Below are 10,548 nucleotides of genomic sequence, written 5' to 3' on the forward strand. Positions count from 1 at the left end.
CTTACTCCTCAACTTTAACCATGAAGTAAACCGCGTTGACCATACCGCGAACAGCAGGAGTATCCTCGCGCTCAACAGTATGTCCAATACGACGCAGACCCAGGCCAAGCAGCGTTGCCTTGTGTTTCGGCAGACGACCGATTGCACTGCGGGTTTGAGTGATTTTAATAGTCTTTGCCATGGTCAATTACCCCAGAATTTCTTCAACGGATTTACCACGCTTGGCAGCGACCATTTCTGGAGAATTCATATTTTCCAGGCCATCAATAGTTGCACGAACCACGTTGATCGGGTTGGTGGAACCATATGCTTTAGCCAGTACGTTATGAACCCCAGCAACTTCCAGAACGGCGCGCATTGCACCACCGGCGATGATACCGGTACCTTCTGAAGCTGGCTGCATGAATACACGAGAACCCGTGTGAACACCTTTAACTGGGTGTTGCAGGGTGCCGTTGTTCAGCGCGACGTTAATCATATTGCGACGGGCTTTTTCCATCGCTTTCTGGATCGCTGCTGGAACTTCACGCGCTTTACCGTAACCAAAACCAACGCGACCGTTACCATCACCAACTACAGTCAGAGCTGTGAAGGAGAAAATACGACCACCTTTTACGGTTTTAGATACGCGGTTAACCGCGATCAGCTTTTCCTGCAGTTCGCCAGCCTGTTTTTCGATGTGAGCCATCTTACACCTCTACCTTAGAACTGAAGGCCAGCTTCACGGGCAGCATCTGCCAGTGCCTGGACACGACCATGATATTGGAACCCGGAACGGTCAAAGGAAACATTGCTGATGCCTTTTTCCAGAGCGCGTTCTGCAACAGCTTTACCTACAGCTGCAGCGGCGTCTTTGTTACCGGTGTACTTCAACTGTTCTGAGATAGCTTTTTCTACAGTAGAAGCAGCTACCAGAACTTCAGAACCGTTCGGTGCAATTACCTGTGCGTAAATATGACGCGGGGTACGATGTACCACCAGGCGAGTTGCACCCAGCTCTTTGAGCTTGCGGCGTGCGCGGGTCGCACGACGGATACGAGCAGATTTCTTATCCATAGTGTTACCTTACTTCTTCTTAGCCTCTTTGGTACGCACGACTTCGTCGGCGTAACGAACACCCTTGCCTTTATAAGGCTCAGGACGACGGTAGGCGCGCAGATCTGCTGCAACCTGACCGATCAGCTGTTTATCAGCGCCTTTCAGCACGATTTCAGTTTGAGTCGGACATTCTGCAGTGATACCGGCCGGCAGCGGATGCTCAACAGGGTGTGAGAAGCCCAGAGACAGGCCTACTGCATTCCCTTTGATCGCTGCACGATAACCTACACCAACCAGCTGAAGCTTTTTAGTGAAGCCTTCGGTAACACCAACAACCATTGAGTTCAGCAGGGCACGCGCGGTACCAGCCTGAGCCCATCCATCCACGAAACCATCACGTGGACCGAAGGTCAGAGCGTTATCTGCATGTTTAACTTCAACAGCATTGTTGAGGGTACGAGTCAGCTCGCCGTTTTTACCTTTGATCGTAATAACCTGACCGTCGATTTTTACATCAACGCCGGCAGGAATAACGACCGGTGCTTTAGCAACACGAGACATTCTTTCCTCCGATTAGGCTACGTAGCAGATAATTTCGCCACCAAGACCAGCCTGGCGCGCTGCACGATCAGTCATAACACCTTTAGAGGTAGAAACAACTGCGATACCAAGACCAGCCATAACTTTTGGCAGCTCATCTTTTTTCTTATAGATGCGCAGGCCTGGGCGGCTGACACGCTGAATGCTTTCTACAACAGCTTTACCCTGGAAATACTTGAGAGTAAGTTCCAGTTCCGGCTTGGTGTCGCCTTCAACTTTAAAATCTTCGATAAAACCTTCTTCCTTCAGCACGTTGGCAATTGCCACTTTCAGCTTGGCGGAAGGCATGGTGACCGCAACTTTGTTCGCGGCCTGACCGTTACGGATACGGGTCAGCATATCCGCGATCGGATCTTGCATGCTCATCTGTCTTTACTCCCGTGATTCAATTGGTAATTACCAGCTAGCCTTTTTCAAGCCTGGTACTTCACCGCGCATGGCGGCTTCACGCAGTTTGATACGGCTCAACCCAAACTTGCCCACATAACCATGTGGACGACCTGTTTGACGACAGCGGTTACGCTGACGAGACGGGCTGGAATCACGCGGCAGAGACTGCAGCTTGAGAACCGCATTCCAACGATCTTCGTCGGAAGCGTTCACATCAGAAATGATCGCTTTCAGTTCAGCGCGTTTAGCGAAGAATTTATCAGCTAAAGCTACGCGCTTTACTTCGCGTGCTTTCATTGATTGCTTAGCCATTCAGTAACCCTACCTTACTTGCGGAACGGGAAGTCAAAGGCAGCCAGCAGAGCACGGCCTTCTTCGTCAGATTTCGCAGTAGTGGTAATGGTAATATCCAAACCACGCACGCGGTCGACTTTATCGTAGTCGATTTCTGGGAAGATGATCTGCTCACGGACACCCATGCTGTAGTTACCACGACCGTCGAAAGACTTAGCGGACAAGCCACGGAAGTCACGGATACGTGGAACAGCAATAGTGATCAGGCGCTCAAAGAACTCCCACATGCGTTCGCCACGCAGAGTTACTTTACAGCCGATCGGATAGCCCTGACGGATTTTGAAGCCTGCAACTGATTTGCGTGCTTTGGTGATCAACGGCTTTTGACCGGAGATTGCTGTCAGGTCAGCTGCTGCGTTATCCAGCAGTTTCTTGTCAGCGATCGCTTCACCAACACCCATGTTCAGGGTGATCTTCTCGACCCGAGGGACTTGCATGACAGAATTGTAGTTAAACTCAGTCATGAGTTTGTTAACTACTTCGTCTTTGTAGTAATCATGCAGTTTCGCCATCGTACTACTCCAAATTACTTGATAGTTTCGCTGTTAGACTTGAAGAAACGGACTTTTTTGCCGTCTTCGAATCTAAAGCCTACACGGTCAGCCTTGCCGGTAGCCGCATTAAAGATTGCAACGTTAGAAACCTGAATAGCAGCTTCTTTTTCAACGATGCCACCTGGTTGGTTCAGGGCCGGAACCGGCTTCTGATGTTTCTTAACCAGGTTGATACCTTCAACGACGAGTTTGCCGGAAGACAGAACATTTTTTACTTTACCGCGTTTACCTTTATCTTTACCGGTTAACACGATAACTTCGTCATCACGACGGATTTTCGCTGCCATGATTCGCTCCTTAGAGTACTTCTGGTGCCAGAGAGATAATTTTCATGAACTTTTCAGTACGAAGTTCACGAGTTACCGGCCCAAAGATACGCGTGCCGATAGGCTGCTCGCTGTTATTGTTTAAAATAACGCATGCATTACCATCGAAGCGAATGACAGAACCGTCAGGGCGACGAACACCCTTCTTGGTGCGCACCACTACCGCCTTCAGCACATCACCTTTTTTGACCTTACCACGTGGAATTGCTTCCTTGATGGTGATCTTGATGATGTCGCCTACGCCTGCGTAGCGACGGTGCGAGCCACCCAGAACCTTGATACACATTACGCGACGTGCACCGGAGTTGTCGGCGACGTTCAGCATAGTCTGTTCTTGGATCATTTTAGTGCTCCGCTAATGTCAACTACTACCTGAGACTCTAAAATCAGAGCCGTTAAAAAGCCCCATATCGAGGGCGCGGCATTATAACACCGCTTCTGCAATATGGGTAGAAAAAATAAACGGCTCATCGCTGAGCCGTTTATTCGTATTGAGAATGCGTACTCTATTACAGAACCGCTTTCTCTACAACGCGAACCAGCGTCCAGGACTTAGTCTTGGACAGTGGACGGCATTCACGGATTTCAACCTTGTCGCCGATACCACATTCGTTGTTCTCGTCATGTACGTGCAGTTTGGTCGTACGTTTGATGAATTTACCGTAGATAGGGTGTTTCACAATACGTTCGATAGCTACAACAATGGATTTCTCCATTTTGTCGCTAACAACACGACCTTGCAGAGTACGGATTTTATCGGTCATTACGCACCCGCCTTCTGAGTCAGTAAAGTCTTAACGCGTGCAACATTGCGACGCACTTGCTTCAGCAGGTGAGTCTGTTGCAGCTGGCCACTTGCAGCCTGCATACGCAGGTTGAACTGCTCACGCAGCAGGTTCAGCAGCTCAGCGTTCAGCTCTTCAACGCTTTTTTCACGCAGCTCTTTTGCTTTCATTACATCACCGTCTTAGTTACAAAGGTGGTTTTGATAGGCAGTTTCGCTGCTGCCAGGCCGAAGGCTTCACGGGCCAGCTCTTCCGGAACACCGTCCATTTCATAAAGGACTTTGCCCGGTTGGATCAAGGCAACCCAGTACTCCACGTTACCTTTACCTTTACCCATACGAACTTCCAGTGGCTTCTCGGTGATTGGTTTGTCCGGGAATACACGGATCCAAATCTTACCTTGACGCTTAACTGCACGGGTCATTGCACGACGTGCTGCTTCGATCTGACGTGCAGTCAGACGACCACGGCCAACAGCTTTCAGACCGAAAGTGCCGAAGCTAACATCCGTACCCTGCGCCAGACCACGGTTGCGGCCTTTGTGCACTTTACGGAATTTTGTACGCTTTGGTTGTAACATCAGCGACGCTCCTTATTTACGGCCTTTACGCTGCTGCTTTTTAGGTTGAGCAGCCGGTTTTTCCGGTTGTTCAACAGCAGCCATACCACCCAGGATCTCACCTTTGAAGATCCATACCTTAACGCCGATTACACCGTAAGTGGTGTGCGCTTCAGAGGTGTTGTAGTCAATGTCAGCACGCAGAGTGTGCAGCGGTACGCGACCTTCGCGGTACCATTCGGTACGTGCGATTTCCGCGCCGCCCAGACGGCCGCTAACTTCAACTTTGATACCTTTAGCGCCCAGACGCATTGCGTTCTGTACAGCACGCTTCATAGCACGACGGAACATAACACGACGTTCCAGCTGAGAAGTGATGCTGTCAGCAACCAATTTAGCGTCCAGTTCAGGCTTACGAACTTCAGCGATATTGATCTGTGCAGGAACGCCAGCGATATCCGCTACGACCTTGCGCAGTTTTTCTACGTCTTCGCCTTTCTTACCGATCACGATGCCAGGACGAGCGGTGTGAATGGTCACACGGATGCTCTTAGCTGGACGCTCGATAACGATACGAGATACAGACGCTTTAGCCAGTTCCTTAGTCAGGTACTGACGTACTTTAAAATCGCTGTCCAGGTTGTCAGCGAATTCTTTGGTGTTCGCAAACCAGGTAGAGTTCCATGGTTTTACAATACCCAGGCGAATACCATTAGGATGTACTTTCTGACCCATTGCTAGTCTCCAGAGTCTCAGCGATCGGACACAACCACAGTAATGTGGCTGGTGCGCTTCAGGATGCGATCTGCACGACCTTTCGCACGCGGCATAATGCGCTTCATGCTTGGGCCTTCGTCTACGAAAATTTTCGCAACTTTCAGATCGTCAATGTCAGCGCCATCGTTGTGTTCAGCGTTAGCAATGGCAGATTCCAGTACTTTCTTGACCAATACCGCAGCTTTCTTGTTGGTATAGGTCAGGATGTCCAGGGCCTGCGACACTTTCTTACCGCGAATCAGGTCAGCAACAAGGCGAACCTTCTGAGCAGAAGAACGAGCATGGCGATGTTGAGCTAAAGTTTCCATCTCTTCCTCCTACCTTATTTCTTCTTCGCTTTTTTATCAGCAGCGTGGCCGCGATAAGTACGAGTCGGTGCGAATTCACCCAGTTTGTGACCAACCATTTCGTCGGAAACAAAGACTGGAACGTGCTGACGACCATTATGGACAGCGATGGTCAAACCGATCATGTTAGGAAAGATCGTTGAACGACGGGACCAAGTGCGCAGGGGCTTCTTGTCTCCGCTTTCCACCGCTTTCTCTACCTTCTTCAGCAAGTGCAGGTCAATAAAAGGACCTTTCTTGAGAGAACGTGGCATGGCTTATCCTCTAAAATTATTTGCTACGGCGACGTACGATAAATTTATCAGTACGCTTGTTGCTGCGGGTCTTCTTACCTTTGGTCTGAACGCCCCACGGAGTTACCGGGTGCTTACCAAAGTTACGACCTTCACCACCACCATGTGGGTGGTCTACTGGGTTCATCGCAGTACCGCGAACGGTAGGACGAACACCACGCCAGCGTGCAGCACCTGCTTTACCCAGAACGCGCAGCATATGCTCAGCATTGCCAACTTCGCCCAGAGTAGCGCGGCAGTCTGCTTCGACTTTACGCATTTCACCAGAACGCAGACGCAGGGTGACATAAGCACCATCACGAGCAACGATCTGAACGTAAGTACCAGCGGAACGAGCCAGCTGACCGCCTTTACCTGGTTTCATTTCTACGTTATGAACGGTAGAACCAACCGGGATATTGCGCATCGGCAGGGTGTTGCCTGCTTTGATTGCAGCATCAACGCCAGACTGAATCTGGTCGCCAGCTTTCAGGCCTTTAGGGGCCAGGATGTAACGGCGTTCGCCATCTTTGTACAGAACCAGCGCGATGTTCGCGGAACGGTTCGGATCGTACTCAAGACGCTCAACAACTGCTGGGATACCGTCTTTGTTGCGTTTGAAGTCAACAATACGATAAGCCTGCTTGTGGCCACCACCGATGTGACGAGTGGTGATACGGCCATTGTTGTTACGACCACCGGATTTGCTGTTTTTTTCCAGCAACGGAGCAAAAGGTTTGCCCTTGTGCAGCTCAGGGTTAACCACTTTAACTACGTGGCGACGACCCGGAGATGTCGGTTTACATTTAACAACTGCCATTGTATTACTCCTCCGACTTACTCAGCGCCGCCAACGAAGTCCAGGTTCTGGCCTTCTTTAAGGGTGACGTAAGCTTTTTTCCAGTCGCTACGACGACCGATACGCTGTCCGTGACGTTTAACTTTCCCTTTAACTACCAGGGTGTTAACGACTTCGACTTCGACTTCAAACAGTTTCTGCACAGCAGCTTTGATTTCTGCTTTGGTCGCGTCTTTAGCAACTTTGAGAACGATGGTGTTAGTTTTTTCCATCGCAGTAGACGCTTTTTCAGAAACGTGCGGTGCACGCAGCACCTTCAGCAGACGTTCTTCACGAATCATGCCAGCATCTCCTCAACTTGCTTAACAGCATCAGCAGTCATTACGACTTTGTCGAAGGCGATCAGGCTAACCGGGTCGATACCAGTTGCATCGCGTACGTCAACCTTGTGCAGGTTGCGCGCAGCCAGGAACAGGTTTTCGTCCAGCTCACCGGTGATGATCAGCACATCTTCCAGAGCCATGTCTTTCAGTTTCTGTGCCAGCAGCTTAGTTTTAGGTGCTTCAACAGAGAATGATTCGACAACGATCAGACGATCCTGACGTACCAGTTCGGACAGGATGCTTTTCAGCGCGCCGCGGTACATCTTTTTGTTAACTTTTTGACTGTGGTCCTGTGGACGCGCAGCGAAGGTTACGCCACCTGAACGCCAGATCGGGCTCTTGATAGAACCTGAACGCGCACGGCCGGTACCTTTCTGGCGCCATGGCTTTTTGCCAGAACCAGTTACTTCAGCACGAGTCTTCTGAGCACGAGTACCCTGACGAGCACCAGCTGCATAAGCAACAACAACCTGGTGAACCAGCGCTTCGTTGAAATCACGACCGAAGGTAGTTTCGGAAACAGTCAGCGCGCTCTGCGCGTCTTTCAATACTAATTCCATTGCTATCCCCTTACGCCTTCACAGCTGGTTTAACGATCAGGTCGCTACCGGTTGCACCCGGAACTGCACCTTTAACCAGCAGCAGGTTGCGCTCAGCGTCAACACGTACTACGTCCAGGCTCTGAACAGTTACACGTTCGTTACCCAGCTGACCTGCCATTTTCTTGCCTTTGAACACTTTGCCCGGAGTCTGGTTCTGACCGATAGAACCCGGAACGCGGTGAGACAAGGAGTTACCGTGGGTAGCGTCCTGGGTACGGAAGTTCCAGCGCTTAACGGTACCAGCAAAACCTTTACCTTTAGAGGTACCGGTTACGTCAACTTTTTTAACGTCAGCAAACAGCTCAACGCTAATGTCCTGACCTACGGTGAACTCTTCGCCTTCAGCAAGACGGAATTCCCACAGACCACGGCCAGCTTCTACGCCAGCTTTAGCGAAGTGACCCGCTTCTGGTTTGGTTACACGGTTAGCTTTTTTAGCACCAGTGGTCACCTGAACAGCGCGGTAGCCATCGTTAGCCAGATCTTTAACCTGAGTAACGCGGTTTGCTTCAACTTCGATTACGGTTACTGGGATTGAAACGCCATCTTCAGTGAAGATGCGGGTCATGCCCACTTTTTTACCGACTAAACCAATCATTGTATCAACCTCTCAATCGCTCGATGACCTGATTAACCCAGGCTGATCTGCACGTCTACACCGGCAGCCAGATCCAGACGCATCAGAGCATCAACGGTTTTCTCAGTTGGCTCAACGATGTCAACCAGACGCTTGTGAGTGCGGATTTCGTACTGATCACGCGCGTCTTTGTTAACGTGCGGAGAGATCAGAACGGTGAAGCGCTCTTTGCGGGTCGGCAGCGGGATCGGACCACGGACTTGCGCACCAGTGCGCTTAGCAGTCTCGACGATTTCCGCGGTTGATTGATCGATCAGACGATGATCAAACGCTTTAAGGCGGATACGGATTCTTTGGTTCTGCATGAGACCAGAGCTCCAATTATTTTATAAACGAAAATGATTACTCCTCAAACCCATTACGATTGATGGGAGAGTGTAACCGTTCTTACGTAGCTCCCCAATTGGGAGCATTGTTGAGCAACAAAATGAGTTACTCCGGTTCAGATTGAACCAGCCGTCAATTACGACAAGCCCGCGCATTATACGTAAATCTGAGCCAGACGCAAGCCTAGTTTAGATATTAAGCGTTCAGGATACGTTTTGCGTGACTGCTCGCAACATATTGAGAAATGTAATCCGCAGAGTATTTTTTACGGAAGGAGGTAAGCAGCCCCCTGCTTTGTCATTTGTCATCGACATGCGTTTTGTAGAGGATGCGCGGAAATCCTTTTTGAGGCGCAAACATGTTAACCCCCCTCCCCTTTCTGTTTATCTATGTGCTCCTGACGATATTGCTGGTTCGTAGCGATATTCTTCACGGGCTCTTACCCGACAAGCTTGTTTGTCCTTTGCTTTGGTTGGGTCTGCTATACCATATGTGCATAAAACCTGACGATCTTTCCGACGCAGTGACGGGGGCAATGGTGGGTTATCTGGGGTTTGCGGCTATCTACTGGGGGTACCGGCTGGTACGAAAACGCGAAGGTATGGGGTATGGCGATGTGAAATATTTCGCAGCACTCGGTGCCTGGCATGGCGTCTGCATTTTGCCTGTACTGGCATTAACTGCCGCACTCACGGCGATGAGCTATTTGGCTATCCGGAAATTGGTGCTTCGGGATAACTATGCGTTTAAAAACCCACTGCCCTTCGGGCCATTTCTGGCGGCAGCGGGTTTGTGCGCTAGCTGGCAGGAGGTAATTAATCTGCCACTTTGATTTGTGACTGAAGGTAGTTCTGCAAACCGATTTTGCTGATCAGGTCGAGTTCAGTTTCCAGCCAGTCAATATGGCCTTCTTCATCTGCCAGAATTTGAATCATCATATCGCGGCTGACATAGTCATGGACGCTGTCGGCATAGGCGATTGCTTCGCGCAGATCTTTCGCGCCTTCAAGTTCCAGTCTGAGGTCGGAACGTAGCATCTCCTCAACATCTTCACCGATGCCCAGTTTGCCAAGATCCTGTAGGTTAGGAATACCTTCAAGGAAAAGGATACGCTCGATGTACTTATCGGCGTGTTTCATTTCGTCGATGGATTCGTGATATTCAACATCGTTGAGGCGAGTTAATCCCCAATTTTTGAACATTCGTGCATGAAGAAAATACTGGTTGATTGCGACAAGCTCATTTCCCAATAATTTATTGAGATAACTTATGATTTTAACATCACCTTTCATTATATAGTCCCTCCGCTTCCACTCATTGAAGCGTAGATGGGGCATCCGGGATGTCAAAAAAAAAGAGGGGAGCTTAGGCGATCTCTTTAAACTCCGGGATCTGCATCAACTCATCCTGCATGATTTCACGAGCAGCGCGTACACACTTACCGCATTGATTTCCCACTGGAACAAACTTGCGGAGCTGCTGGAAAGATTGAGGCTGGAACTGGCGAACGGCCTGACGAATTTTTTTGTCACTCACACCATTACATAAACAAACGTACATAAAAACTCCCGTTCAAAATATGCGCAAAGTGTAAGTGAGAATGGTTATGATTACAATAGCACAAGCACAGAGATGCGGGACGGCAGAGGACAAATAATGCGAAAATTTATGACAAGAAAACCACAGATAACAAAAAAGGACGCCGAAGCGTCCTTTTTTAATTCAGGGATAATTAATTAGCCCAGAACTTTAGCAACAACGCCCGCGCCAACGGTACGGCCGCCTTCACGGATTGCGA

The 10,548-nt window shown here is 49.7% G+C and carries 23 protein-coding genes; 1 reads left to right on the forward strand and 22 read right to left on the reverse strand.

Annotation, left to right across the window (positions count from 1 at the left end; genetic code table 11):
• Position 1: 1 nt before the first annotated feature.
• The 20 genes from rpmD to rpsJ form a co-directional block, all read right to left on the reverse strand.
• Positions 2–181: a 50S ribosomal protein L30 gene (gene rpmD / locus ACSVHP_RS21975; protein WP_003863301.1), complete on the reverse strand. Its 180-nt coding sequence runs from the start codon at positions 179–181 to the stop codon at positions 2–4.
• Positions 182–187: 6 nt separating this feature from the next.
• Positions 188–688 (reverse strand): 30S ribosomal protein S5, encoded by a 501-nt coding sequence (gene rpsE, locus ACSVHP_RS21980; protein ID WP_003863299.1) that lies wholly within the window; start codon positions 686–688, stop codon positions 188–190.
• Between the two features lie 14 nt (positions 689–702).
• The gene (gene rplR, locus ACSVHP_RS21985; protein ID WP_003863297.1) at positions 703–1,056 is read right to left on the reverse strand and encodes a 50S ribosomal protein L18; all 354 of its coding nucleotides are present in this window, start codon (positions 1,054–1,056) and stop codon (positions 703–705) included.
• Between the two features lie 9 nt (positions 1,057–1,065).
• On the reverse strand, positions 1,066–1,599 hold the full coding sequence (gene rplF, locus ACSVHP_RS21990) for a 50S ribosomal protein L6 (RefSeq protein ID WP_006178917.1): 534 nt from the start codon (positions 1,597–1,599) through the stop codon (positions 1,066–1,068).
• A 12-nt stretch (positions 1,600–1,611) separates the two neighbouring features.
• Positions 1,612–2,004, reverse strand: a complete 393-nt coding sequence (rpsH, locus tag ACSVHP_RS21995) for a 30S ribosomal protein S8 (protein ID WP_006178918.1) — start codon at positions 2,002–2,004, stop codon at positions 1,612–1,614.
• Between the two features lie 30 nt (positions 2,005–2,034).
• A complete protein-coding gene (gene rpsN, locus ACSVHP_RS22000) occupies positions 2,035–2,340 on the reverse strand; it encodes a 30S ribosomal protein S14 (RefSeq protein WP_003863291.1) in 306 nt (101 codons plus the stop codon).
• 14 nt (positions 2,341–2,354) lie between these two features.
• Complete coding sequence (rplE, locus tag ACSVHP_RS22005; RefSeq protein WP_001096206.1) at positions 2,355–2,894, reverse strand: 50S ribosomal protein L5; 540 nt, start codon at positions 2,892–2,894, stop codon at positions 2,355–2,357.
• 14 nt (positions 2,895–2,908) lie between these two features.
• Positions 2,909–3,223, reverse strand: coding sequence for a 50S ribosomal protein L24 (rplX, locus tag ACSVHP_RS22010; protein ID WP_003863287.1), 315 nt, complete (start codon positions 3,221–3,223; stop codon positions 2,909–2,911).
• Between the two features lie 10 nt (positions 3,224–3,233).
• Complete coding sequence (rplN, locus tag ACSVHP_RS22015; RefSeq protein WP_002919748.1) at positions 3,234–3,605, reverse strand: 50S ribosomal protein L14; 372 nt, start codon at positions 3,603–3,605, stop codon at positions 3,234–3,236.
• 166 nt (positions 3,606–3,771) lie between these two features.
• Positions 3,772–4,026, reverse strand: a complete 255-nt coding sequence (gene rpsQ, locus ACSVHP_RS22020) for a 30S ribosomal protein S17 (protein ID WP_008503489.1) — start codon at positions 4,024–4,026, stop codon at positions 3,772–3,774.
• Complete coding sequence (gene rpmC / locus ACSVHP_RS22025) at positions 4,026–4,217, reverse strand: 50S ribosomal protein L29 (protein ID WP_003863282.1); 192 nt, start codon at positions 4,215–4,217, stop codon at positions 4,026–4,028. Before rpmC ends, rpsQ begins: the two co-directional genes overlap by 1 nt.
• Complete coding sequence (gene rplP, locus ACSVHP_RS22030) at positions 4,217–4,627, reverse strand: 50S ribosomal protein L16 (RefSeq protein ID WP_002919759.1); 411 nt, start codon at positions 4,625–4,627, stop codon at positions 4,217–4,219. The genes rpmC and rplP overlap by 1 nt, the downstream gene beginning before the upstream one ends.
• Before the next feature lie 12 nt (positions 4,628–4,639).
• A complete protein-coding gene (gene rpsC / locus ACSVHP_RS22035; protein ID WP_000529945.1) occupies positions 4,640–5,341 on the reverse strand; it encodes a 30S ribosomal protein S3 in 702 nt (233 codons plus the stop codon).
• A gap of 17 nt (positions 5,342–5,358) precedes the next feature.
• Positions 5,359–5,691 (reverse strand): 50S ribosomal protein L22, encoded by a 333-nt coding sequence (gene rplV / locus ACSVHP_RS22040; protein WP_002919773.1) that lies wholly within the window; start codon positions 5,689–5,691, stop codon positions 5,359–5,361.
• A 14-nt stretch (positions 5,692–5,705) separates the two neighbouring features.
• Positions 5,706–5,984 (reverse strand): 30S ribosomal protein S19, encoded by a 279-nt coding sequence (rpsS, locus tag ACSVHP_RS22045; RefSeq protein ID WP_001138115.1) that lies wholly within the window; start codon positions 5,982–5,984, stop codon positions 5,706–5,708.
• A gap of 16 nt (positions 5,985–6,000) precedes the next feature.
• Positions 6,001–6,822 carry a 50S ribosomal protein L2 gene (gene rplB / locus ACSVHP_RS22050; protein ID WP_000301859.1) on the reverse strand — a complete coding sequence of 274 codons (822 nt, stop codon included), beginning with the start codon at positions 6,820–6,822 and terminating at the stop codon, positions 6,001–6,003.
• A gap of 17 nt (positions 6,823–6,839) precedes the next feature.
• Positions 6,840–7,142: a 50S ribosomal protein L23 gene (rplW, locus tag ACSVHP_RS22055; protein WP_000617546.1), complete on the reverse strand. Its 303-nt coding sequence runs from the start codon at positions 7,140–7,142 to the stop codon at positions 6,840–6,842.
• Positions 7,139–7,744, reverse strand: coding sequence for a 50S ribosomal protein L4 (gene rplD, locus ACSVHP_RS22060; protein ID WP_003031119.1), 606 nt, complete (start codon positions 7,742–7,744; stop codon positions 7,139–7,141). The genes rplW and rplD overlap by 4 nt, the downstream gene beginning before the upstream one ends.
• Positions 7,745–7,754: 10 nt before the next feature.
• Positions 7,755–8,384 (reverse strand): 50S ribosomal protein L3, encoded by a 630-nt coding sequence (gene rplC, locus ACSVHP_RS22065; RefSeq protein ID WP_006178923.1) that lies wholly within the window; start codon positions 8,382–8,384, stop codon positions 7,755–7,757.
• 32 nt (positions 8,385–8,416) lie between these two features.
• Positions 8,417–8,728 (reverse strand): 30S ribosomal protein S10, encoded by a 312-nt coding sequence (gene rpsJ, locus ACSVHP_RS22070; RefSeq protein ID WP_001181005.1) that lies wholly within the window; start codon positions 8,726–8,728, stop codon positions 8,417–8,419.
• Between the two features lie 380 nt (positions 8,729–9,108).
• Here rpsJ and ACSVHP_RS22075 point away from each other — a divergent pair, with 380 nt between their 5' ends.
• Positions 9,109–9,582 carry a prepilin peptidase gene (locus ACSVHP_RS22075; RefSeq protein WP_447552958.1) on the forward strand — a complete coding sequence of 158 codons (474 nt, stop codon included), beginning with the start codon at positions 9,109–9,111 and terminating at the stop codon, positions 9,580–9,582.
• Here ACSVHP_RS22075 and bfr read toward each other — a convergent pair.
• Complete coding sequence (gene bfr / locus ACSVHP_RS22080; RefSeq protein WP_234676409.1) at positions 9,566–10,042, reverse strand: bacterioferritin; 477 nt, start codon at positions 10,040–10,042, stop codon at positions 9,566–9,568. The two genes, ACSVHP_RS22075 and bfr, sit on opposite strands and share 17 nt — an antisense overlap.
• 73 nt (positions 10,043–10,115) lie before the next feature.
• Positions 10,116–10,310 (reverse strand): bacterioferritin-associated ferredoxin, encoded by a 195-nt coding sequence (gene bfd / locus ACSVHP_RS22085; RefSeq protein WP_003863268.1) that lies wholly within the window; start codon positions 10,308–10,310, stop codon positions 10,116–10,118.
• Positions 10,311–10,548 lie beyond the last annotated feature (238 nt).

The sequence above is a fragment of the Enterobacter sp. 186315 genome (assembly GCF_053290175.1).

Bases quoted from the DNA above. Each gene is read 5' to 3' on its own strand.
- rpmD (WP_003863301.1), bottom strand. From the start codon at position 181: ATGGCAAAGACTATTAAAATCACTCAAACCCGCAGTGCAATCGGTCGT.
- rpsE (WP_003863299.1), bottom strand. From the start codon at position 688: ATGGCTCACATCGAAAAACAGGCTGGCGAACTGCAGGAAAAGCTGATC.
- rplR (WP_003863297.1), bottom strand. From the start codon at position 1,056: ATGGATAAGAAATCTGCTCGTATCCGTCGTGCGACCCGCGCACGCCGC.
- rplF (WP_006178917.1), bottom strand. From the start codon at position 1,599: ATGTCTCGTGTTGCTAAAGCACCGGTCGTTATTCCTGCCGGCGTTGAT.
- rpsH (WP_006178918.1), bottom strand. From the start codon at position 2,004: ATGAGCATGCAAGATCCGATCGCGGATATGCTGACCCGTATCCGTAAC.
- rpsN (WP_003863291.1), bottom strand. From the start codon at position 2,340: ATGGCTAAGCAATCAATGAAAGCACGCGAAGTAAAGCGCGTAGCTTTA.
- rplE (WP_001096206.1), bottom strand. From the start codon at position 2,894: ATGGCGAAACTGCATGATTACTACAAAGACGAAGTAGTTAACAAACTC.
- rplX (WP_003863287.1), bottom strand. From the start codon at position 3,223: ATGGCAGCGAAAATCCGTCGTGATGACGAAGTTATCGTGTTAACCGGT.
- rplN (WP_002919748.1), bottom strand. From the start codon at position 3,605: ATGATCCAAGAACAGACTATGCTGAACGTCGCCGACAACTCCGGTGCA.
- rpsQ (WP_008503489.1), bottom strand. From the start codon at position 4,026: ATGACCGATAAAATCCGTACTCTGCAAGGTCGTGTTGTTAGCGACAAA.
- rpmC (WP_003863282.1), bottom strand. From the start codon at position 4,217: ATGAAAGCAAAAGAGCTGCGTGAAAAAAGCGTTGAAGAGCTGAACGCT.
- rplP (WP_002919759.1), bottom strand. From the start codon at position 4,627: ATGTTACAACCAAAGCGTACAAAATTCCGTAAAGTGCACAAAGGCCGC.
- rpsC (WP_000529945.1), bottom strand. From the start codon at position 5,341: ATGGGTCAGAAAGTACATCCTAATGGTATTCGCCTGGGTATTGTAAAA.
- rplV (WP_002919773.1), bottom strand. From the start codon at position 5,691: ATGGAAACTTTAGCTCAACATCGCCATGCTCGTTCTTCTGCTCAGAAG.
- rpsS (WP_001138115.1), bottom strand. From the start codon at position 5,984: ATGCCACGTTCTCTCAAGAAAGGTCCTTTTATTGACCTGCACTTGCTG.
- rplB (WP_000301859.1), bottom strand. From the start codon at position 6,822: ATGGCAGTTGTTAAATGTAAACCGACATCTCCGGGTCGTCGCCACGTA.
- rplW (WP_000617546.1), bottom strand. From the start codon at position 7,142: ATGATTCGTGAAGAACGTCTGCTGAAGGTGCTGCGTGCACCGCACGTT.
- rplD (WP_003031119.1), bottom strand. From the start codon at position 7,744: ATGGAATTAGTATTGAAAGACGCGCAGAGCGCGCTGACTGTTTCCGAA.
- rplC (WP_006178923.1), bottom strand. From the start codon at position 8,384: ATGATTGGTTTAGTCGGTAAAAAAGTGGGCATGACCCGCATCTTCACT.
- rpsJ (WP_001181005.1), bottom strand. From the start codon at position 8,728: ATGCAGAACCAAAGAATCCGTATCCGCCTTAAAGCGTTTGATCATCGT.
- ACSVHP_RS22075 (WP_447552958.1), top strand. From the start codon at position 9,109: ATGTTAACCCCCCTCCCCTTTCTGTTTATCTATGTGCTCCTGACGATA.
- bfr (WP_234676409.1), bottom strand. From the start codon at position 10,042: ATGAAAGGTGATGTTAAAATCATAAGTTATCTCAATAAATTATTGGGA.
- bfd (WP_003863268.1), bottom strand. From the start codon at position 10,310: ATGTACGTTTGTTTATGTAATGGTGTGAGTGACAAAAAAATTCGTCAG.